Annotated in this window: 16 protein-coding genes, 2 pseudogenes and 1 riboswitch; of the genes and pseudogenes, 8 read left to right on the top strand and 10 right to left on the bottom strand. The window is 64.0% G+C overall.

Annotated features, from left to right (window positions below; translation table 11 throughout):
* Positions 1-258: 258 nt before the first annotated feature.
* Positions 259-333: riboswitch (cyclic di-GMP riboswitch) on the top strand.
* A gap of 17 nt (positions 334-350) precedes the next feature.
* The 3 genes from ABD243_RS19410 (at position 351) to ABD243_RS19400 (ending at position 3,059) form a co-directional block, all read left to right on the top strand.
* Positions 351-1,331, top strand: coding sequence for an ice-binding family protein (locus ABD243_RS19410; protein ID WP_344368014.1), 981 nt, complete (start codon positions 351-353; stop codon positions 1,329-1,331).
* A 73-nt stretch (positions 1,332-1,404) separates the two neighbouring features.
* On the top strand, positions 1,405-2,127 hold the full coding sequence (locus tag ABD243_RS19405) for a class F sortase (protein ID WP_344368012.1): 723 nt from the start codon (positions 1,405-1,407) through the stop codon (positions 2,125-2,127).
* A 674-nt stretch (positions 2,128-2,801) separates the two neighbouring features.
* A complete protein-coding gene (locus ABD243_RS19400) occupies positions 2,802-3,059 on the top strand; it encodes a hypothetical protein (protein ID WP_344368011.1) in 258 nt (85 codons plus the stop codon).
* Between the two features lie 1,168 nt (positions 3,060-4,227).
* Here the strand turns inward: ABD243_RS19400 and ABD243_RS19395 are convergent.
* The 3 genes and pseudogenes from ABD243_RS19395 to ABD243_RS19385 all read right to left on the bottom strand — a co-directional run bounded on the left by ABD243_RS19395 (position 4,228) and on the right by ABD243_RS19385 (position 6,546).
* Positions 4,228-4,818: an alkaline phosphatase family protein gene (locus tag ABD243_RS19395; protein ID WP_344368010.1), complete on the bottom strand. Its 591-nt coding sequence runs from the start codon at positions 4,816-4,818 to the stop codon at positions 4,228-4,230.
* A 350-nt stretch (positions 4,819-5,168) separates the two neighbouring features.
* A pseudogene (locus ABD243_RS19390) lies at positions 5,169-5,358 on the bottom strand (nucleoside deaminase); the annotation flags it as partial.
* Positions 5,359-6,186: 828 nt separating this feature from the next.
* A complete protein-coding gene (locus ABD243_RS19385) occupies positions 6,187-6,546 on the bottom strand; it encodes a hypothetical protein (RefSeq protein ID WP_344368009.1) in 360 nt (119 codons plus the stop codon).
* Between the two features lie 301 nt (positions 6,547-6,847).
* Here ABD243_RS19385 and ABD243_RS19380 point away from each other — a divergent pair, with 301 nt between their 5' ends.
* From ABD243_RS19380 to ABD243_RS19365, 4 genes and pseudogenes are all read left to right on the top strand, one after another.
* Positions 6,848-7,903 (top strand): hypothetical protein, encoded by a 1,056-nt coding sequence (locus tag ABD243_RS19380; protein WP_344368008.1) that lies wholly within the window; start codon positions 6,848-6,850, stop codon positions 7,901-7,903.
* Positions 7,904-8,994: 1,091 nt separating this feature from the next.
* A complete protein-coding gene (locus ABD243_RS19375) occupies positions 8,995-9,540 on the top strand; it encodes a hypothetical protein (RefSeq protein ID WP_344368007.1) in 546 nt (181 codons plus the stop codon).
* Positions 9,541-9,588: 48 nt separating this feature from the next.
* Positions 9,589-9,687 (top strand): annotated as a pseudogene (locus ABD243_RS19370) (hypothetical protein); the annotation flags it as partial.
* A gap of 64 nt (positions 9,688-9,751) precedes the next feature.
* Positions 9,752-9,916 (top strand): hypothetical protein, encoded by a 165-nt coding sequence (locus tag ABD243_RS19365; protein WP_344368096.1) that lies wholly within the window; start codon positions 9,752-9,754, stop codon positions 9,914-9,916.
* A 104-nt stretch (positions 9,917-10,020) separates the two neighbouring features.
* On the opposite strand, the gene ABD243_RS19360 is transcribed toward ABD243_RS19365, so the two are convergent.
* Positions 10,021-11,196: a glutamate--cysteine ligase gene (locus tag ABD243_RS19360; protein ID WP_344368006.1), complete on the bottom strand. Its 1,176-nt coding sequence runs from the start codon at positions 11,194-11,196 to the stop codon at positions 10,021-10,023.
* Between the two features lie 347 nt (positions 11,197-11,543).
* Between ABD243_RS19360 and ABD243_RS19355 the strand changes: the two genes are divergently transcribed.
* Positions 11,544-12,683, top strand: a complete 1,140-nt coding sequence (locus ABD243_RS19355) for an aminopeptidase P family protein (protein ID WP_344368004.1) — start codon at positions 11,544-11,546, stop codon at positions 12,681-12,683.
* Between the two features lie 278 nt (positions 12,684-12,961).
* Here the strand turns inward: ABD243_RS19355 and ABD243_RS19350 are convergent, their stop codons facing one another.
* The 6 genes from ABD243_RS19350 to ABD243_RS19325 all read right to left on the bottom strand — a co-directional run bounded on the left by ABD243_RS19350 (position 12,962) and on the right by ABD243_RS19325 (position 20,001).
* Entirely contained in the window at positions 12,962-14,308 is a 1,347-nt protein-coding gene (locus tag ABD243_RS19350; RefSeq protein WP_344368003.1) for a dipeptidase, read from the bottom strand.
* A gap of 3 nt (positions 14,309-14,311) precedes the next feature.
* A complete protein-coding gene (locus tag ABD243_RS19345) occupies positions 14,312-14,758 on the bottom strand; it encodes a hypothetical protein (protein ID WP_344368001.1) in 447 nt (148 codons plus the stop codon).
* Complete coding sequence (gene gadC / locus ABD243_RS19340; protein WP_344368000.1) at positions 14,755-16,197, bottom strand: glutamate/gamma-aminobutyrate antiporter GadC; 1,443 nt, start codon at positions 16,195-16,197, stop codon at positions 14,755-14,757. The genes ABD243_RS19345 and gadC overlap by 4 nt, the downstream gene beginning before the upstream one ends.
* 193 nt (positions 16,198-16,390) lie before the next feature.
* Positions 16,391-17,677, bottom strand: coding sequence for an APC family permease (locus ABD243_RS19335; RefSeq protein WP_344367999.1), 1,287 nt, complete (start codon positions 17,675-17,677; stop codon positions 16,391-16,393).
* A gap of 288 nt (positions 17,678-17,965) precedes the next feature.
* A complete protein-coding gene (locus tag ABD243_RS19330) occupies positions 17,966-18,730 on the bottom strand; it encodes an alkaline phosphatase family protein (protein WP_344367998.1) in 765 nt (254 codons plus the stop codon).
* On the bottom strand, positions 18,673-20,001 hold the full coding sequence (locus tag ABD243_RS19325; protein WP_344367997.1) for an MFS transporter: 1,329 nt from the start codon (positions 19,999-20,001) through the stop codon (positions 18,673-18,675). Before ABD243_RS19325 ends, ABD243_RS19330 begins: the two co-directional genes overlap by 58 nt.
* Positions 20,002-20,124 lie beyond the last annotated feature (123 nt).

The raw sequence follows: 20,124 nt of genomic DNA, 5'->3' as shown, positions 1-20,124 counted from the left end.
GCATTTGGCCAGCCACCGTTTCAGCCTAGTGCTGAAAGGCCCCGGCCTGGTGGTCCGGGCTGTGGGGGACCCGGCGTCGACGGCGCAGTTCCGCCCGGCGATCCCTGGCCCACTGACAGCCCCCAGTAGGTCGTGGCAGCCTCACCGACTCGGCGGTCGAGGAAAACCAAAAGTACGACCGAACTTGCTGGACGCAGGCAAGCATGTCAGTACCTGTCCCTTTTCACCTGTACTGTTGCTGCAGATCGAGCATTCGCTCGTCGACAAAGGCACCCCGGGCGCGAGCCCGGCACGCAAAGCTACGGGACCCACGAGGTCGGCCGGGCCGCCGATCAGCAAGGGTTCCAATTATGCTTACGATTTCGCCTGGGCAGAAACATGTGCAAAATGAATCCAGCGATGGATCCCGTACCCGCGGTCCCCGGGCGCGGCACCGCACCGCGGCTGGGGCCGCCATCGGTGTGGTTGCGCTGTTGGCGTGGGCAGTAGCCGGGCAGTCCGCGGCATACGCCGCCGATGCCCCGGTGGGTTTGGGCACAGTTTCTGCGTACTCCGTCCTGGCAGGAACGACCGTTACCAACACAGGGCCCACTACCCTGGTCGGCAACCTCGGAGTAAATCCGGGCAGTGCCATCACAGGATTCCCGCCAGGCCTGGCGGCCGGGGCCACCCACGCCGGCGACGCGCAGGCAGGGCGGGCCCAGTCGGATCTGACCACCGCCTACAACGACGCGGCCGGCCGGGCCGTGACCGCTTCTGTGGCCGGTGACCTGGTCGGGCAGACCCTGGCTCCCGGCGTGTACAAATCCTCCGGCCCGCTGGCCGTCAGCGGCGCACTGACCCTCGACGGAAAAGGAAACCCGAACTCGGTGTTCATTTTCCAGGTTGCCTCAACCTTAACGACCGCCTCGGCCAGCAGCATCGTACTGACCAACAGCGCCCAGGCCTGCAACATTTACTGGCAGGTCGGCACCTCCGTAACCCTGGGCACGGGGTCGGCCTTCAAGGGGAATATCCTGGCCCTTACCTCGATCACGGCCACCAAGGGCGCGACGGTCCAGGGCAGGGCGCTGGCCCGGAACGGGCAGGTATCGCTGGACACCAACGTCTTCACGACGCCCGGTTGTGCCACGGCGTCGCCGTCCTCCAGCACAACCCCGACGCCGGCTGCCTCCGCGGGGGGAAGGAGCCGTGGCCTGAACATCGATACCGCGGCAGAGGTCCCGACCTCCGACGCGGTGCCGGCTATCGGCGCGGCCGCCGTATCGACAGGCTTGGTCGGGGTGTGGATGCTGAGCCGGAAGAAGCGCTCATTCCGAGGTGCCAAGTAGCCAAGAACGGGCGGCAGCTCATGGGCGCACCCAAAGCGGCTGGAGAATCGTCCCTAGCCTGGATGAGCAGTCCATGACTGAACGTGCCCTTGCTGCGTCCGGCGGCCGCCGCCGGCTGCGAACCGGGCTGATAACCGGCGCTGCACTGGCCGCGACAGCACTCGCCGCTGTGATCAGTCTCACGGCAGGGCCAGCCTCGCCTCCGCCTGCTGCAGGAGCAGTCACAGTCACAACACCACTTGCACCCGCGAACGCCTCGCCGGATGCGGCGTCGAACGCCTCGCCGGATGCGGCGTCGAACGCCTCGCCGGATGCGGCGTCGACCGCCTCGCCGGATGCGGCGTCGACGGCCCCCGCATTCCAAGGTTCCCCGCCGCTGCACATCACCTATCCCGGCGTGGGCATGGACCAGGACGTGCTGCCGCTGACGCCACCGGAGCAGGGACCGGCGTCGATCGTTCCGCCCATGACTGTCGATGCATACTGGCTCACGCCATATGGCAGCCCGGGTTCCACAGACACTACATACATCATCGGCCACAGCTGGGAGGGCCGGGACTCCGCCTTCAACCACCTGAGTAGCCGGGCAAAACCCGGCGACCGGATCATCATCACGACATCAGCCGGTACCGCAACCTATACCGTCACCACTGTTTCCACGGAAAACAAGAACACACTCAAAAACAGCCCCATCTGGAACAAGGTCCCCGACCGGCTCATTCTGGTCAGCTGCTACACCGCCGACCTCTGGGGAACAAACATCATCATCACCGCTGACCAGACACCACGTCCCTGACGACGCCGCGCCAGGCCAGCAACCCATCGAGCGGCCTGGCATTGGGACAACCGGTTCTCAGACTTCCCGCTGTCAGGGGTCTAACTCAGGTCAGCCTCGGGGCTGCCGTGGTTGGTCTGTCCGTGCCCGGCAGAGCGGTTATAGACATGACGACCAGGGCCTTTTTCTTCACCTTGGCCGTAGTCGATCCGTTTTGTGGTCATCAGACAGTGGAACCGACGGCTGTGAGAACGCGTTTCAAGAATTGGCCGGACGCGAACCAGCTAGTGGCCGTCCGCCTGGAGTAGGGCAGCGCGGGACGCCTGGAGAGCAGATACCGGGGTCAGTGCAGATCAGTACAAATGCGCTTTTGCCGGCATTGAGCCTTAACTTGACAGGTAATTTGTCAAGTTGACTGACGTTCCTTTCTACCGCGGGGAACGTAGGGTTTCACTAGGGGGAGCGGACTTCGGTGGGGGACTCCAGTCCTGACGGCATAAGTGCCCCCCGTGCACCAACCGGACGCATCCTGACGTCCGGATATTTCCTCCAAGTTCTGCCTCAAGTCCAATGGGGTTAGGAGGCATCGACGTTCCGTAACGGACAGCCCGATGTCATGGCACGCATTCCCCTGCTGACAACGGTCTGACAGGTCTCTTTGTTGAACCGATGCCCGAGAGGCAGCAGTGACTCATATGCATATCAAGGAACAATGGAACCGGCTCGATCCGACCACGCAGCAGTGGCTGATGGACAACCCGGGTTGCATGGTCCTGCCACGCACCCTTACGGCCATTTTCAACAAGGAAACAAGTGAGAAAGTCGACACCGATGTGCATGGCGAATCAGTGCTCACGGAAGAGGACAGGCAGTTCATTCAGGCCAAGGCACGCGACGCCCTGGGCACTGGAACCCCTTCAGACTTTCGCTTCTTTGACGCCGTCCAACCCTGACCACCACCTCCAGAGGGCGTGAGGGGCGGTGCCGCTGCAGGAGGCCGTCCGGCAGACGGACCAGCGGTCGGGAGCCCCGGCCGCAATCTTTCCGCCTGTTGGACCGGACTCTCCAGCACCAGGGCACCATGCACGCACCTTCAGGGCTAAGGCGGCCGGCACCCCGGGATCCGTATACGGGGTCCCCGGGCGATAGGTATACGCCAGGAGCACATCGGACGGGCCGTTGGTCATCACCCTTGACCGTAGTGGCCAAGATGACTATGCCATCCTCGTTTACGCCTAGGGCGCCGCTAGCGTGCAGGCAGATCAAGGGGCGGCCACAGAGGTGGATGTGCATCAGCGGCAGTACTTCCTGGATCGGGCCGCCGCGGCCAATACCCTTCTTGAAAGGGTTCAGTCCGCAGCGGACCGGTTCTACAACAGATCCGGCACGGAGCAGCAACTTCGCTGATTGCGGCAAGCGCTCCCTATGGCCCCCGCATAGCACAGTCACTCTGGTAATTGACCGTCTGTCAGCGGTCGTCTGCCTGGAGCCGGAGACATCCGGGCTCTGCGCTTGACGAACTGGTGGGCAACGGACGCCCGCCGGCTTGCCGACGCCTTACCGCTGTGCGGACCGGCCGGATGCGACCCCGCCCGCTGCCAAGCCGAGCCTAAGACCAACTACGACCGCACCGGCGGAGGCAAAACCCTTCCGGGCCATGCTTGCCCTGGCCCGGGACCACCTACACGCCTGTCGCCGGGGTGCTGAAGGCTCCGTGATGTCGTTAGCCATTGTAGGAAGCGAACTGCGGCAACCGGAGTTGAGCCAGGCGTTCGTTTATGGCAATCGCCGGCAGATTGCCGTCGAGCCCCGGCACGGGCGGTAATCCGTGAAGATATGCGTCGACGGCTCACTCATCGAGGTTGCCGCCGATTCCGTAGTAGGCCAACCAGGCTTCGTCGACTCCCTCGTTTGCCAGCAAGAAGGCAACAGGCGCCGACTCCTGCTGATCCTTATCCATCAAAATCCAGACCTCCTGACATCGTGCACCGCGCAGACCCGCGGGATGTCATGTCGCTCTCGGACCGCACAGGGAACATCCCCGCCTTCTCCTTCGAAGCTACAACTGCGCCCGCACCAAGGCCACCATCTCCGTAATCGCCCTACCTAACTTGCAGTGTCCTATCCCCCGGAGAAGTACGCCTGGCGGTGCTGGCCCGTCAGGCTACAGGGGTACGATTTCGCGGCACACGATAGCTGTGGGCGGCCCGGACCTAAGTGCGTGTAGTCCACAACGTTCTCCTGGCAGTCAGGGGACGACGTGATTTCTTCAAAATATACGAACGGGTTGTGGCGTGTTGCGTACTGGTCGCCGACCTGGGCGCGCTGGTGATCGTCCTTGTCGCCGGGCTCGGGATGCTGGCAGGGGGAGCCCATGTCCTCCATGTAGCCCTTCCAGGTCCTGCCGGCGGAAGTGAGCTGGCCTGCAAGTGTGGGAACCGATGCCGGATACACGCAGCCAATGCCCTGCACCTGGTCCGGCTCGGACGTTCCGGTCTGTTTGAACCTGGCATAGACCGGGCAATCGATGCGCGTCATGACGTTTGAGCCTTGCCCGGAAGTCTGGGCCAGGTAGTCGGGATTGGAGTTGTGCGCCGTCCCGTAATACTGGGTGAGCAGCACACCCTGCGCGCGCAGGGTCTTCGACAAATAGGTGGCCGCCGAACTGGCGCCCCAGACCTCGTCGTGGTCCTTGTTCCCCAGCTCGATCACGAAGATGTAACCGCGACGGCGAGGATGGCAGTGCCGCGGGTCGTGCCGTGCTGTTCAGTCCCGGGAATCTTCCGGCATTCCGGCTCATCCGTCCGCTTTTCTTTCTGCCCTCCGGCTTGCCCTGAGAATCGCCGGACTAAACGAGAGAGCGAGAACCGCTCGACTGTGCTGAAACCACGAGGCTGATCGGTCTGGTCGCGGTGGTGCCTTCCCGAGTAACGACACGGTGCCTCCCGAGCTCATCTGGACACCCTGCGTCCGGATACCGGCTCACCCGCGGCTTCCGCGGCCTTCTAGCCATCTGCGCCATGCGACTCAAGCTACGAGTCCGCGTGGCTGCTCGGCAACCCGGCAGACATCTCGCCGTGGGCGATTGGATCTCCATGCTGGACACGCTCGTTGTGGCCACTGGCAATCACTTCCCCGCCGCGGGCCAGGGCAGCACCGATCGGGATGCCGCCCTCTCGGAGGCTCTTTTGTGCTGCCTCGTAGGGCGGCCTCGAAGACCGGGTCTGTGATGGTTCGTTCAGTTTCTGACATGGGTGCAGTCTAAATCGCACGTGGAAGATATGTTGTTGGCCATAGACGGCGTGACATCGAGGCTATGTGACCGGGGCCCGATCAACGGGAACACTGTCCGTGGCATCAGGCACCTGCCGGCCCCGCGTCCCACGTCTGGTGACAATCCGAACCTGCCCGCTCACCAAAGGGGATGATCAAATGCGGCTAGCCACTCCGCTACCGGCCTGCGTACCCTAACTCACAGACTCAGTCCTCGGTCCCGCCTCCGTGGATGCCGCGGCAAGCTGGAGGGCATAGCAGCAGCCGCCCTGCAGGACCCGGCAGCGGAGTTGCAGTCAGCCAGCGCCACAAAGATCGCCGATGTTCAACATGACCACTGGCGGCCTCTGGCGGGTCGAAGGCACAGCACGGACCCGAGACGGCGCCGGCGGCCCCCGCCCGGGTCGCAGCATTCAGCACCGTCGTTTAGCTGGTTCAATCCCCGTTGCTGTGGAGCGGCATCAGGCAGGTTCCTCCGAACGTCAGAGACGACTTGGTCCGCTACTATCCACGGCGCACCGAAGTCGATGTTTATGCCTCTGGCCTGGCGGAGGCCATGCCAGCCGGCGGCCGGCTATCCGACGTCTACCGAATCGACGAACTGGACGGCCAATGCACCGCCATCTGGATGGAGGACATCCCCGAAACTCCGGGTGGAGAGTGGTCTGCCGGCCGGTTTCGGGACGCCGCGATGCTTCTCGGCAGGCTGGCCGGCAGCAGTGAGGTGTGGGATGGCGGCCCCGGCATTTCCTCCGCCAGAGACTCTGCCAGGAGGCGGTTCCATCTGGCTACCGCGAACTCTTCTCCCTAGAACCTGATAACGATCCGACAGTACAGCCAACCGCATTCAATGCAATACCGCCGTCCATGAACGCGGATGCATCCGATGGTCAGTCCTACCGCCTCGGGATGGCCAGGTTGCACGAGCACCAGAGTCTGCCCCTTATGATCCTCGTTGGTTCCAAAATCTTCAGTACCACCGGCCCACGTAATGGGCTCTCGCTGCCAGCCCGTTGGCGCTGTCAGACCCAGTTCTTCGGCAACATGGCTGACATCTTCGCCAGGCTTGAGTCGGCGAACCGTCAACGCACGGATGAAGTCATGCAGAAAGTTTTGGAGCTCAATCACGTCCAGCAGAGAATCGGTAAGACGATCACCCGTGTCCATCGGAACCTCCCTCAAGTACGCCCAAGTCTACGAGCGATTTGGGAGAATTTCATTTGGTTTCGCGGCCGGAGATGCGCGTAGCTGGGGTCAGGAAGATGTGACGCGACCACATTTGGGTTAGCCGCAGCCAAGACGAAGCACGGGGATATCGTTGGCTCCTTGACAGCGCGCCTGATCAGGCGAACCATGTCGGGTAATTGGCCTACAGTCGGGAGAATTCCGCCGCCGGCGGACTGTCGCAGGCGCTGGCGAGCATCGGACTCGCGCCTCCGGTTTGGGCCATTTGGGGAGGGTTTGAATCATGACAAATTTCACGCGGGTGGGCGACAGCGGAGCATTGGCTGGTGCCGCCACTGATATAGCGGTTGAGCAGCTCGGGTTTTATTCGCTGACGGCGGTAAGAACGGGGTCGGGCAATCTGAAACTGATCAATTGGAGCACTGGCGGCCCGGGCGCTGTTACTCGGAACTCGGACAGCGACGATCAGGCAGGCGAGGTAAGCGCGATTGCCGTCGCAAGAAATCGGAACCTTACCGTCACCGCCGTCCGCGACGGCAGCGGAGATCTGCTTCTCATTTCTTGGGATGACGGGATCGGTTCGGGCCCGATCTCTCGTCTCAAAGACACTCATGGCAAAGCTGGGGCAGCCAGCATTGTCACCATCGTGCCGGGGCCGCCGAAGACAGCAGCGGACCTGGTGACGGCGGTTCGGGCGGGCAATGGCTCTCTGAAACTCATTAGCTGGGCTCTCGACAACGCCACGGGAACGATCACGCGTCTGGGCGACAGCGATGACCAGGCGGGCGCAGTAAGCCTCATCGCGGTCTCGGTGCCGTTGCCGAATGTTGTGCTCACCGCCGTTCGGGCCGGTAACGGCAAGCTCAAACTCATCAGCTGGGGCTTTTCCGAAGACGGCAAGAATATTTCCCGCCTGGGCGACAGCGGTGACCAAGCCGGTGAGGTGAGTGAAATCGCCATGGCGGGGCTGGTCACGGCGGTCCGGGCTGGCAACGGCTCGCTGAAGCTCATCAGCTGGTCGCTGTCACCGGACGGTACACAGATCCAGCGGCTCCACGACAGCGACAACCATGCCGGCCCCGCAACCTGCATCTGCATCTCGCGTTTAGGCGACGCGCGATACGTGACGGCGGTGCGCGCCGGCAACGGCTCCTTGAAACTGATCAGTTGGGATGTCGATCCGAACAGCGGAATTATCCTAAGAACTGGGGACAGCGATGACAAGGCGGGTGCTGTCAGCGAAGTCGCTTTGGCAGTTCCCAGTGGAAACAACATCACGACTGCGGTGCGCGCCGGCAACGGGACGTTGAAGCTCATTAGGTGGCGGATGGAGGACTAGAGACCATATGAAGCGCGCGGGTGGGCTGACATAGGACTGGAACCAGGGTGCGAGGAGGTTCGGGGGTTATCCGGTCCGCGGCCTTGAACAGGACTGTCCTGGCAGAGAATCCCGGGGAAGGCATCGGGAAGCTGTCCCCGGAGCAGGCCGAGATCCCACGGTTGCGACGTCAACTGGAGGTGAGCGAGAGCCGGTTGAAACGATCCGACGCAGCCCTTGGTGTGATCGGTAAAGTACACGCCCCCTCGTGCTGTGCCTATTCGCGGCCGGTCGTATTCCGGAGGTCGACTCTTACTGCCGGAATGAAATCGCCAGTCAAAACTGTTCCGCACGGACGGCCGTTTCGGCAGCCCGGTTGGGGCGCCGAAGTTGGCAAGAAAGAGGGTGTGCACATTGTGCACACCCTGGGCTTCGGATCGGGTCGTATGTCGGCCGGAATGGACCGGATTGGCGATGTTTGCGGGGGATTGGCGGATTTTCAAGGGCTGGAACCCGGTTCGACTCCCACCTCGGGCACGTATTTTCCCTGTTCAGGGGCTTGCGAGCCGCTGAATGTGTACAAATCTCCTTTATGGGCCCCTGCGGGGCCCATTTTTGTAGGCGGCAGTTGCGCTCTGGCGGCTCCTTCTCTTGGCCTGGGACAGCGGTGTTGCTGTTCACTCCTTCATGGCCGGGAGCGCCTGGAACTGCATGACTTGCTTGGACTTGGGATCAAACCCTCATGGTCATCGCTGTTGGCGGCCGGAACCCTTGGGAAACTCTCGTCATGTCCTCGATGATGATTTCGAGCACCGGACAGGGGCCGGGCGAACCGATCGAGTTTGGTGACGACCAGGGTGCCGCCGGCCCGGTAACCGCCCCGCTTTGTTGACTCCCGACCGTTCCCGTCGCGCCGAGGTGACCATTGATCCGGTCCTCGGGGACGCCCAGACGCGGGGCTATTTCATGACGCGGGCGCCGTGGGATTCCTGTACCGCCACTACGGATCACCTTCCCCGGATGAGGTCCAGACACACGGTGCGGGCAGACAAAAGTCGGACTCGCGCATGGCAGGCCTGCCTGCCGCAATCCATTTCGAAAAGGAGCCTCCAGTGTCCAGACCACACCCGATCCTTGCAGGAGCGATCGTAGCCGCGGCAGCCGTCGCACTGCTCACGAGCTGCAGCACGTCCAGCCCCGGCACCAGCGTCAGGAGCGCCAGAGCGGAGAAGAACGTTTCGCAGGCCTGCGCTGCTGCCAGCGCCTTCGCCGGGTCCCTGACAAATTTCAAACAGACACTGAAGCCGGGCGCCACGATAGAACAGATCAAATCGGCAAGCGAACAGGTCGCGAAAACGTACGACGACCTGGTCAAGGCCAGCCAGGACGTAGCCAAGGACGAGATGGACGCCGTCAAAGCGGCCGAAAACAAGTTCGACGCAGCCGTCAAAGCCGTCCCGGACGACGCCACCCTGACTCAGGCGGCAGCCTCGCTTAGGGACGACGCCGCCAACGTCCAGGCCGCCATCAGCGACCTCCAAAAAGACGGCGACCAAATGCTGACGCCCAGCTTCCCTTGGAACACCTGCAGCCAGCCTCAGACGTGCCCGGGCTGCATTCCCGTACAACACCGCTCCGCCCGAAAGCAGGGAAGTTGATATAGGTTTCTTAGAAGACCTTTGGGATTTTTCTGGTGGTTTTTCTGTGTGCATGCCTTCATCGCATTCTTCTGGCCGTTGTTCGCCGTCTTTGGGGACCTGTTCCGCGACGACAAGCTGAGCGGCTGGTCGAAGGCCCTCTGGATCCTCTTCCTGGTCTTCGTGCCCTTGTTGGGCGTGCTGGTGTATTTTGATTGCCCGCGGAAAGGGCATGGCGGAGCGGTCCATGGAACGGGCGCGGGCCAACCGGGAGTCCTCGGATGCCTACATCCGCAGTGTCGCGGCAGCGAGTCCCAGCGAGGAGATCTCCGAAGCCACGGCTGTTCGGGACTCCGGAACCATCAGCGCTGACGAGTTTGAAAGGATCAAGACCTAAGCCCTGGTCTGAGAGCGCCATCGACCGGCGCCGCGAGGCAGCAGAGATGCAGCACTCCTCGGCCGACGCTGTAGTGGCTGTCCTTTCGTGGCCTGTCGGGTCAGTCAGCTAGTTTGCAGGCGCCGGGACCGGCGATGAGGTGCCGGGGCGGTCCCGTGGGTGTGTCCGATGGCCTCGAGCACCACGGCGGGCAGGCTCTGGGTGCTCATCATGATCTCGCGCTGCCGGCGTGCGCCCGTGCCGGTGGTCAGGATCCGGGCCACTTCCGAGGTCACTTGCTCCTCGTCCCCGCTGTCGGCCAGGGCTGGCCGGATATGGGAGAGGAGGACCTGGACCACTTCGGCGGCCGGGCATGGAGCGTTCAGCAGGGGGTGCAGGAGGGTGTCGTCGACTCCTGATTGACTTGCCGTCCACGCCGCCAGGCGCAGTTGCCCGGCGGATAGCGGGGGCGCAGAAATCCCGGCGCGCCATTCCTGGGCGGCCCGTTCAACGAGTGCCCGCACGATCGCGGCAATGGCGGCCGCGTGTGAGGCCTCCATGCAGACGTCGGCAATGCGCACCTCCACCGTCGGGTGATTCCGGGAGAGGCGCGCGTCGAAGTACACCATGCCCTCGTCGAGGAGTACGCCCGTTGTCAGCAGGGATTGCACGTACCGGTGGTATTCCCGTTCTGATCCGAACCTTTCGCTGGGCCCGGCGGTCGGCCAGCGGTTCCACACCTGGTAGCGGAAGCTTGCGTATCCGGTGTCGGCGCCCTGCCAGAAAGGGGAGTTCGCGCTCAGCGCCAGCAGCACGGGCAACCAGACCCGGATTCGGTCCAGGACTGCCACCCCTTCCTCACCGTCGGTGATACCGACATGAATATGGAAGCCGCAGGTGAGTTGCTCCCGAAGCGTCAACCCGAACCGGGTTGCCATGTTCAGGAAACGGGGCTGCGGTACGAGGGTAGGACTGGCCGGGACGGGACTGGTGGCCACGGCGGCCGCTCGTGCGCCCACCGAGCGGGCCGCCTCGTCGGCAAGCCGCCGGCCCTCTCGGATCCCCGCAATTACTTCCTGGAGCGTGGAACAGACAGGGCCAACGGCCTCGAGCTGCTCTTGCTGGACCTCCAAAGCCAAGAATGGGCCGCCACTCGTTCCGGGGTGCTGTGGGGCCTTGGTCAAGCACGCTTCCGCGGCGGGTACGGGCTGCCCCGTCGTGGCATCGACGAGCAGGAATTCCTCCTCGACGCCGAACGTCCTCTGAGCCCCGCCGCCAGAACGGTTGGGTGGTCTCGTCATTGAAGAATTCAAGGCAGCTCCTAACAGGAAGGCCTCCAGCCCTGCTGCGGCAGGGCGGCTGCCAATGACGCTATACAGCCTCCTCCACGAGCCATGACCACCGGCTCGCTCGCGCTGCTGATTTCCCCAGAATATCCCCGACAAGAGCCTGCCGGAAGGAAAAGCCTGTTGTAAGACGGTCATCCAGACGCAAGTGCCCCAACGGGCCCCACCTTGCGGGCAACGGGACGCGTAACGGAATGTCGGGGCAGTGATGCGGGATTACCGGAGGCTCGTCCCTCCGCACTGGCAGCGGTCGTAGGCGCGATGGGTTGACCGGTGATGCTCCGCGCACGACAATGCGAACCATGAGTGATCATCGCAGCTTTTCCGAGCCGGCTCCGTTCACCGCCGGTGACTTCGCCGAGCGGTTGCGGCGAGCAGCTCACGCCGCCCAGGATGCCGGGCTCGACGGCATCCTGGTCACTCCTGGACCGGACTTGCTGTACCTCACGGGGTATGCACCCGTGGCCATCACCGAACGCATCACCATGCTCGTGGTCCCCGTCGACGCGGAGCCCGCCATGATCGTTCCGAGGCTCGAGAGGCCCGACGCGGAAGCAGCCGCCGGCGCCTCGATGCTGAGGATCACCGACTGGACAGACGGGAGCGACCCCTACACGGAATCTGCGGCGCTGATGGCTGGCACCGGACGTTATGCCGTCTCTGACTCGGCCTGGGCCATGCACCTCCTCGGCCCGCAGGACCGACTGCCCAAGTCGTCCTACGTCTCGATGACGTCCGCCCTGCCGATGCTTCGGGCGATCAAGGATGACGACGAGATCGAGCGGCTGGCGGCGGCTGGCGCGGCCGCAGACCAGGCGTACGAGGAGATCGTCACAGTGCGGTTCGCTGGGCGCAGCGAGGCTGACGTCGGCTCTGATCTCGCGGACCTGCTTCGCCAATTCGGTCATTCGCAGGTGGACTTCACCGTCGTCGGTTCGGGTCCGAACGGCGCCAACCCTCACCACGAGATCGGCCCGCGGATCATCGAGGACGGTGACATGGTGGTGCTTGACTTCGGCGGCCTCAAGCACGGCTATGGATCAGACACGACGCGGACTGTGCACGTCGGCGAACCCACCGCCGAGGAGCGCGAGGTTCACGACGTTGTCAAACACGCACAGCAGGCCGGGTTCGAGGCCGTGCGGCCAGGCGTCGAGTGTCAGGAGATCGATCGAGTGTCCCGGGCGGTGATCGCTGAAGCCGGCTACGGCGACTACTTTATTCACCGGGTCGGGCACGGAATCGGATTGACGACCCATGAGCCGCCGTACATGGTCGAGGGCGAAACCCAGATCCTCCACCCCGGCATGTGCTTCTCGATCGAACCCGGAATCTACCTGCCGGGCAGGTTCGGCGTAAGGATCGAGGACATTGTGACGGTCGTTCCTGACGGCGGACGGCGACTCAACCAGACCTCGCACGAAATGAGAATAGTCCACTAGTCAGCCGACGTGCTCCACACACTGACGTGGACCCGGAACGAGATCGCTCCTGAGAGTCCTCAGGAGCGATCTCGCATTGGCCAGGCCGAGCGCTGGGCAGAACCCATGCGACCCACCGATGCCGCCGGCAGGCGCGATTTGGCCGATGCAGGCAAGCAGGTAGTCCGGCTTAGCGGCCACGGCCGAACCGCGGCCGTTGCCCCAGTCACAGAGCGTGACTGGTTTATGCGAACCTCATCAACGCGGTGGTGGTCGTCCACTGGTACGGGCGGGGGCGGCTAGCCGGACAGGGTGGTGTAGTGCTGGAGGAAGAGGGCCAGGGACTCGGCCAGGGCGCTGATTTCGCCCGGATCGACGCTCTCGTTGGGTGCGTGGATGAGTGCGAGCGGTTCTTCGACGCCCAGCAGGATGATTTCCGCGTCCGGGTAGGTGTCGGCGAAGACATTGCAGAGGGGGATTGATCCGCCCTGGCCCAGGGTGGTCATCGGCTGCCCGTATGCCTCGGCCATTGCGGCACTCATGGCATTAAACGCCGGCCCGCCAACTGCCGCCTTGAAGGGTGACCCGATGGCCTCCAGGTCCACGGCGACGTGGACTCCCCAGGGGGCGGTGGCCTTGAGGTGCTCGACCAGCGCTGTGTGGGCGTCAGCGGCTGCCATGCCGGGCGGGACGCGCAGGTTCAATCGGGCGGCGGCCCGCGGTACGATCGCCGCGGTCGACCCCGTCACCGGCGGGCAATCAATGCCTAGCACGGTGACGGCCGGACGCGCCCAGAGCATGTCGGAAACGGTGCCACTGCCTAGCAACGTGACGCCCTCGAGCACCCCGGCGTCGGAACGGAACTGCTCGGGCGGGTAAGGTGCGCCCGTCCAGGTCTGGGCGTTGTCCAACCCGGTGACAGTGGTGTTGCCTCGCGTGTCGCGCAGCGATGCCAGCATCGAGATCAGAGCGGCGAGGGCATCGGGCGCTGCGCCGCCGAACATGCCTGAGTGGAGTTCGGATGTCATCGCCTCCACGCTCACCACGACGTTGACCATGCCGCGGAGGGTCACTGTGGCCGCAGGGTGTCCCACGGCGGCGTTGCCGGTGTCGCAGACCAGGATGGTATCGGCTCTGAGCAGCCCGGGGCGGCTCGCCACGAATGCCTCGAGCCCGCCGGTGCCCTGTTCCTCCGATCCCTCGACAACGAGCTTCAGATTCACCAGTACGTCGTCGCCGAGCGCCCTGAGTGCGAGAAGGTGGGCGAGGATGTTGCCCTTGCAGTCGGCGGCGCCGCGGCCGTACCAGCGGCCGCCCACTTCGGTGAGTTCGAAGGGCGGGGTGCGCCACGCGGCATCATCGAGGGGTGGCTGCACGTCGTAGTGCGCGTAGAGGAGCACGGTGGGCGCCTCCGGATCGGGGCCCGGTCTTGAGCCGACGACTGCGTCGGAGCCGTCCGGCGTCCGCTCGAGATGGGCATCGGAAAATCCGAGCTCAGCGAATTTTTCGAGCACCCACTGAGCGGCCCTGGCACACTCCTCGACGGGGAACTGCCGCGGGTCCGCCACAGACCGGATGGCGACGAACTCGGCCAACTCCTCCCGTGCCGGTCGCATTAGTTCGGTGATGCGGTCTCGGAGGTCCACGGCTCACGCACCACCAGTGCGGTACGTCTTGAGGTCATTGATGAACTGCTGGAACTCAGCGAGCTGGTCCGGGCAGTAGACCTTGATAATCGCGACCTCGCCGATGGCGATGCGGGCGTTCGCGATCACGGGCCTGTTGCCTGGCCCGGTGGCCCCGTTCGTCAGCTGGCTCAGGAAGGTGGCCCGGCTCAGCGCATTGTTCGGGTTCGCGCAGACCGCGCCGCCGTCGTCGCCGAGTACACGGGCTATCTGTTCGCGCGAGGGGGCCGTCCCCCCGGCCGATTCGATCGTCGCGATCAGCTGGTCGGCCTTCGTCAGGGACTGTTGCGTCTCCCTCGCCTGCCTGAAGTTCAGCAGTGCGACAACGGCGAACACCACGAGCAAGGTCATGGCAACGATGTAGATGACCGAGCGGCTGCGCTTGGTTGAGGACTCAGTCTGCGTGCTCATGACTTCGGCACCTCCGTCTGCGTTTGTTGGTCGGGCAGCTTCCAGGAGGGCTTGCGGAACCTATAGAAGAGGAACGGCACGAGCAGGCCGAGCCCCAGTGCGCCGCCGCCGACGATCAGGAAATAGACAAGCGGATCCCCGTTGCCGAATTGCGACGGCGGGACGAACCCGACAAGCAGCGCGGCCAGGGAGGCTGCGAATCCTACGCCGCACAGCGTCAGCAGCATCGGCGCTCGGAAGCCACGCGGGTGCTCAGGGTCGTTGCGGCGGAGCCGGACGGCGGCCACGAACATGAGCAGGTACATGATCAGGTAGACCTGCGTGGTGATCACCGAGAAGATCCAGTACGTGCTCGAGACGTCCGGGATCAGCGCATATCCGAGCGCGATCACGGTGGTGACGAGCCCCTGGATGACCAGGAGGTTCTGCTGGATGCCGTTCTTGTTCAGCTTTTGCAGGAACGGCGGGAGGTAGCCTTCCTCACGCGAGATCAGCAGCAGGCCCTTGGACGGACCGGCCAGCCAGGTCAGCATGCCGCCGAGGGAGGCCGCGACGAGCATGATGCCCAGGATCGGCGTGAGACCTTGCATGTTGAAGGACGCCAGCACCGCGTCGAAGGCCTGCATGACACCCGCGGTGAGGGAGAGCTCATCGGCCGGGACGATCCAGCTGATCGCTAGCGCCGGCAGGATGAAGATGAGCAGTACGAGTCCCATGGCCAGGAACATCGACTTCGGGTACTCCTTGGACGGGTTCTTCAGGGAGGACACGTGCACCGCATTCATCTCCATGCCGCTGTAGGACAGGAAGTTGTTCACGATCAGCACGAGGCTGGCCAGTCCGGCCCACTCGGGGAAGAAGTTTGCCGCGGTCATCGGAGCGGCGGACGGATTGCCCTGGCCGAGGAAGACCACACCCAGGATGACGAGCAGGGCGCCCGGGATCAGGGTGCCAATGATCAGGCCACCGCTGGCCAGGCCTGCCACGCCCTTCGTGCCGCGAGAGGAGACATACACGCCGGCCCAGTAGAACACCACGATCACCAAGGCTGTCCACACGCCGTTGCTGGCCAGTGCCGGGTTGAAGACGTAGGCGAGCGTGCTCGCGACGAATCCCAGCAGGGTCGGATAGTAGAAAATTGTCATTGCGAACTGGCACCACACCGCCAGGAAGCCCATTGGTTTGGAGATTCCGGACGATACCCAGTTGTAGATGCCGCCCTTCCATCCGGAGGCCAGCTCGGCGGACACGAGGGAGGTGGGCAGCAGGAAGACGATCGCGGGAACCACGTAGAGGAAGACTGAAGCGAGGCCGTAGACGGCCATGGTCGGGGCCGCTCGGAGACTGGCGACCGAACTGGTGGTCATCAGCGTCAGGGCCACCCAGGAGATCCACACGGCAGGGGGCGCCTTCGGCCGGGTCAGTGCCTGTTCGCTCACGGGAGCCACATCCCGGGGCGCCCCGTGGTCTGTGCCACGGGCCAGGCGGAGCTATACCGCCTGGGGCGAGTAGTCGACGGTTTGAACATGCCACTGCCCCCTTATCACACAAAGTTCTCGGTGCCTACAGCATGGACTTAGAAATTAGCAGGGAACAGTCTCTAACTCCCCTATGCGTCAGGTCTGCGGGGTGCTAATTTGCGCGGTTTCGGGTGCGTTTCCAGAGCAGGTCGGTGATCAGGGCCAGGGCGAGGATAACCGCCAGCGCGGCGGCGGTGGCGGGTTCGTTGACGAGCGTGGTGGTGCAAAATACGACGAACGTTCCCAGGGTCGCGATCAGGGCGATGATGAGCATGAAAAGCAGGGCACCGGTCTCCCGGTACACCTTGAAGCGGGCCAGGGTGACGGCGGAGAAAATGAGCAGTGCTACCGCACTTCCGAGCGATGCGATGCTGTTCAGGTTGAACAGCCGCACCATTACTGCCGCGAGGCCGGCCATGACCAGCAGCCCGACCGGTACTTGCCGGCGGCCCAGGGAGCGGCCGAAAACCGGTGGGAACTGGCCCACCGAGGCCAGATGCCGGGTCATCCCCACAGAGGGGTAGAGGCTGGCGTTCACCGCCCCGGAAGTAGAGAGCAGGGCCGTGATGACCATCAGTACGTAGCCGAACTGGCCGAGCGTGGGCTTGGCGGCCTCGGCCAGCGCCGTGGCGCCGTAGGCGACGACCTGGTCGGCGGTCAGCGTCCCGAAGACGCCCAGGGAGACGGCTACGTACACCGTGGTGGCGATCGCCAGCGCCAGATACATGGCGCGAGGCAGTTGACGCGACGGGTCAGGCAGATCCTTCGCGGTGAAGGTGATGACACCGAACCCGAGGAAGGCGAAGAACGTCAACGCCACGCTCGCGACGATCTCGCGAACGCCTGGGTAGCCCGCTGGGTCGAGGAGCGTCGGGTTCCAGTTAACGATCGTGACGATCGCGAACACGGACAGGATGCCCAGCACCACCTTCACGATCACGGACTGGACTTTTGCCACCGCCGTGGACCCGACGGCGTTCAGGAAAGTCATGACCGCGATGAGCGCGACGGCGAACACCTTGGCCCAGCCTGGGTCACGATTGGTCAGCACTGCACTGGCATAGCCGCCGAAGGACGACGCCACCATTGCTCCGACGATCGCTCCGGTCACATAGAACAGCCATGAAACGATCCCGGTGACGTGGCCTTCTCCGAACCCTCGGGCCAGGTAGGCGAGCATGCCCCCACCGGAAGGATAGGTGGCGCCAAGCTTTGCAAACGAGTACCCCTGAAGACCTGCGATGGCTCCGGCGACCAGAAAGGACACCCACACGGCCGAGCCGGCGACGGCGCCCGCTGCTCCTAAGAGGGCGAAGATTCCCGCGCCCACCATCGAACCCACGCCGATGAAGGCCGCTTGAATGACGGTCATCTGCTTCTTCGGAACCCTGGTCGACATGGTGGCCCTCCCCGTCGTCGGGCGCTCGCAAGCGGCCTCGCGAACGGCCCCGCCTGGAGGCTACCACTGTGCCTCCGGTCTGCGGAACCGGTCAACGGCCTGGATGCGGCACCGGAGGGCAACATGTCCCGCCAAGCTCCTCAAATAGTCCGACGGGCGGGTGAGAGGTCAGCTAGCCTCTGACCCCGGGGCGAGGGAGCAACTCCGGGCGCCAGCGGCACGAGGTGATGTTAGCCAAGGACCCACGACCGGGAACGGCAAGGCTGAGAAACCCGGCGGCACCGGCGGCTACCGGGCGTTGAAGACGTCCGGGCCGAAGCTGTTCTGGCCGGCCGCCCCCGCGTATCCGAGCCGGGGTACTGAAGAGATGTCCTCGATGCTGGCGAGCAGGCTGTAGTGGTTGTACATCCTGTCCGATGTTGTTCCCCCTTTGGTGAACGGCGAGATCACCAGCGCGCCGACCCGCCCGCCAGCCGTGCCTCCGGGGACTCCCGACGGACCGGAGGTCTTGCTGTCGGCTTCGTCGAAGGTAATGACCAGCACCCCGTCCTGTTTGAAGGCCGGCGAGTCCAGGATGGCCGGAATCTGCTGCTGCAGCCAGCTGTCGGCACTTTCGAGGCCGCCCGGCCCGCCGTCGACGCAGGGGCTGTCGTGCCCGTCATTGCACAGGTTGGGTGTGATGTAGGAAAGGTTCGGTGTCGTGTCCGGGGACTTCAGATCATTAGCGAAATGGGTGTAGTCCACGACGTTTTTCTGGCAGTCCGGGGAGGACGTGATTTCCTCAAAGTACACGAACGGGTTGTGGCGCGTTGCGTACTGGTCGCCGACTTTGGCTCTCTGGCGATCGTCCCTGGAATCGAGTTCGGGATGCTGGCAGGGAGCGCCCATGTCCTCCATGTAGCCCTTCCAGGTCTTGCCGGTAGAACGATCGCTGGAGTTCCTCTTCTCCCGCAGTCGTCCCCCGTATTGGAGGCTTTCGCAGCCCAGTTGGACGGTCAGTTGACGGGGTTGCCAAGTTCGCGCAGCGGGGTCTTGCTGGTTTCGCGGGCCCATGCGGCGCCGGCGACGGCCAGGAGTGAGGAGGCGGCGACGATCCAGGCGGCCGGGCCCCAGTTGGCTTTGTCCCCACCGACCAGCGCGGTGCCGAGCAGCGGGGTGAAGCCGGCGCAGAGGATGCCGATCTGCAGGCCGATAGCCATGCCGGAGTAACGGACCTTGACGTTGAACAGCTCGGAGAACCAGGCCGGGTAGACGGCGTTCGAGGCGGCGTAGGTGCCTGCGGTGATCAGCGTGCTGGCCACGAAGATCATGGGGATGTTGCCGGTGGAGATCACGGAGAAGTAGACGAAGATCATCAGCCCGGACCCGATGACGCCGGTGATGAAGACAATGCGGCGTCCGAACCGGTCCGAGAGGCGGGCCGCGAGCGGTTGCGTGACGATTGCGATCACGTTGCCGAGGATGCTGACCGTCAGCATGGTCGATGCGCTCACCCCGACGGACACGGCGTAGGCCAGGCCGAAGGACTGCATGAAGGTGTTGGTCACCACTTGGAAGGACATGAGAGCTACCTGGAAGAACTGCGCCGGGTGCGTCTTGAACATCTTGGCGAAGGGCAGCTTCACGAGTTCGCCGTGGTCGTGCTTTTCTTCGAAGACCTCAGGTTCTTCCAGCGTGCGGCGGACGAGGAACGCGACGATCAGGACGAAGATGGAGAGCCAGAACGGGATGCGCCAGCCCCAGGCGAGGCGGTCGGCTTCGCTCATGGCGGCAACGGGCAGGAACGCCAGCGAGGCCAGCACGATGCCGAAGGAGATGCCGCTCATCGCGAAGCTCGCGAAGAAGCCGCGGCGGCCGGTGGGGGCCTCTTCCATGGTCAGTGCGGAGGCTCCGGCGGTTTCGGCGCCGGCGGAGAGGCCCTGCATGAGGCGCAGCAGCACCAGCAGGGCCGGTGCCCAGTATCCGGCGGTGCTGAAGTCGGGCAGCATGCCGATGAGGAAGGTTGCAGCGCCCATCATGACCAGGGTCAGGACCAGTGTGGACTTGCGGCCGATTTTGTCGCCGAGGTGGCCGAAGAGCACCGCGCCGAAGGGCCGTGCCACGTAGGCGACGCCGAAGGTCGCGAAGGATGCCAGCAGGGCGGCCGTGGGGTCGCCGGGTGGGAAGAAGATCTTGGAGAAGATCAGCGATGCCGCGGTGGCATAGATGAAGAAGTCGTAGTACTCGAGGGCGCCGCCCAGAAACGCGGCCAGGGCCGCCTTCTTGGCTCGCTTGAGCTTACGCTCCTCTTCTACGACCGTGGGGCTGGTTGCGAGTTTGGTCATGGTGCTGGTCCTTCCGCACTGAAAGACGGGGATTTGGAGATGGGAGATTTTTTAGTGTGTGCGCATACCGAGCAGCTGTGCGGTATGCGATTATGGAATAGCATACCGCAGCGTGAGGTGCCT

The sequence above is a fragment of the Arthrobacter humicola genome, assembly GCF_039531445.1.
Taxonomy (GTDB): Bacteria; Actinomycetota; Actinomycetes; order Actinomycetales; family Micrococcaceae; genus Arthrobacter; species Arthrobacter humicola.
This window is presented reverse-complemented; position numbering and strand designations above follow the sequence as displayed.

Coding starts and splice junctions, on each gene's coding strand:
- ABD243_RS19410 (WP_344368014.1), top strand. CDS start 351: ATGCTTACGATTTCGCCTGGGCAGAAACATGTGCAAAATGAATCCAGC.
- ABD243_RS19405 (WP_344368012.1), top strand. CDS start 1,405: ATGACTGAACGTGCCCTTGCTGCGTCCGGCGGCCGCCGCCGGCTGCGA.
- ABD243_RS19400 (WP_344368011.1), top strand. CDS start 2,802: ATGCATATCAAGGAACAATGGAACCGGCTCGATCCGACCACGCAGCAG.
- ABD243_RS19385 (WP_344368009.1), bottom strand. CDS start 6,546: ATGGACACGGGTGATCGTCTTACCGATTCTCTGCTGGACGTGATTGAG.
- ABD243_RS19380 (WP_344368008.1), top strand. CDS start 6,848: ATGACAAATTTCACGCGGGTGGGCGACAGCGGAGCATTGGCTGGTGCC.
- ABD243_RS19365 (WP_344368096.1), top strand. CDS start 9,752: ATGGCGGAGCGGTCCATGGAACGGGCGCGGGCCAACCGGGAGTCCTCG.
- ABD243_RS19360 (WP_344368006.1), bottom strand. CDS start 11,196: ATGACGAGACCACCCAACCGTTCTGGCGGCGGGGCTCAGAGGACGTTC.
- ABD243_RS19355 (WP_344368004.1), top strand. CDS start 11,544: ATGAGTGATCATCGCAGCTTTTCCGAGCCGGCTCCGTTCACCGCCGGT.
- ABD243_RS19345 (WP_344368001.1), bottom strand. CDS start 14,758: ATGAGCACGCAGACTGAGTCCTCAACCAAGCGCAGCCGCTCGGTCATC.
- ABD243_RS19335 (WP_344367999.1), bottom strand. CDS start 17,677: ATGTCGACCAGGGTTCCGAAGAAGCAGATGACCGTCATTCAAGCGGCC.
- ABD243_RS19330 (WP_344367998.1), bottom strand. CDS start 18,730: ATGGGCCCGCGAAACCAGCAAGACCCCGCTGCGCGAACTTGGCAACCC.
- ABD243_RS19325 (WP_344367997.1), bottom strand. CDS start 20,001: ATGACCAAACTCGCAACCAGCCCCACGGTCGTAGAAGAGGAGCGTAAG.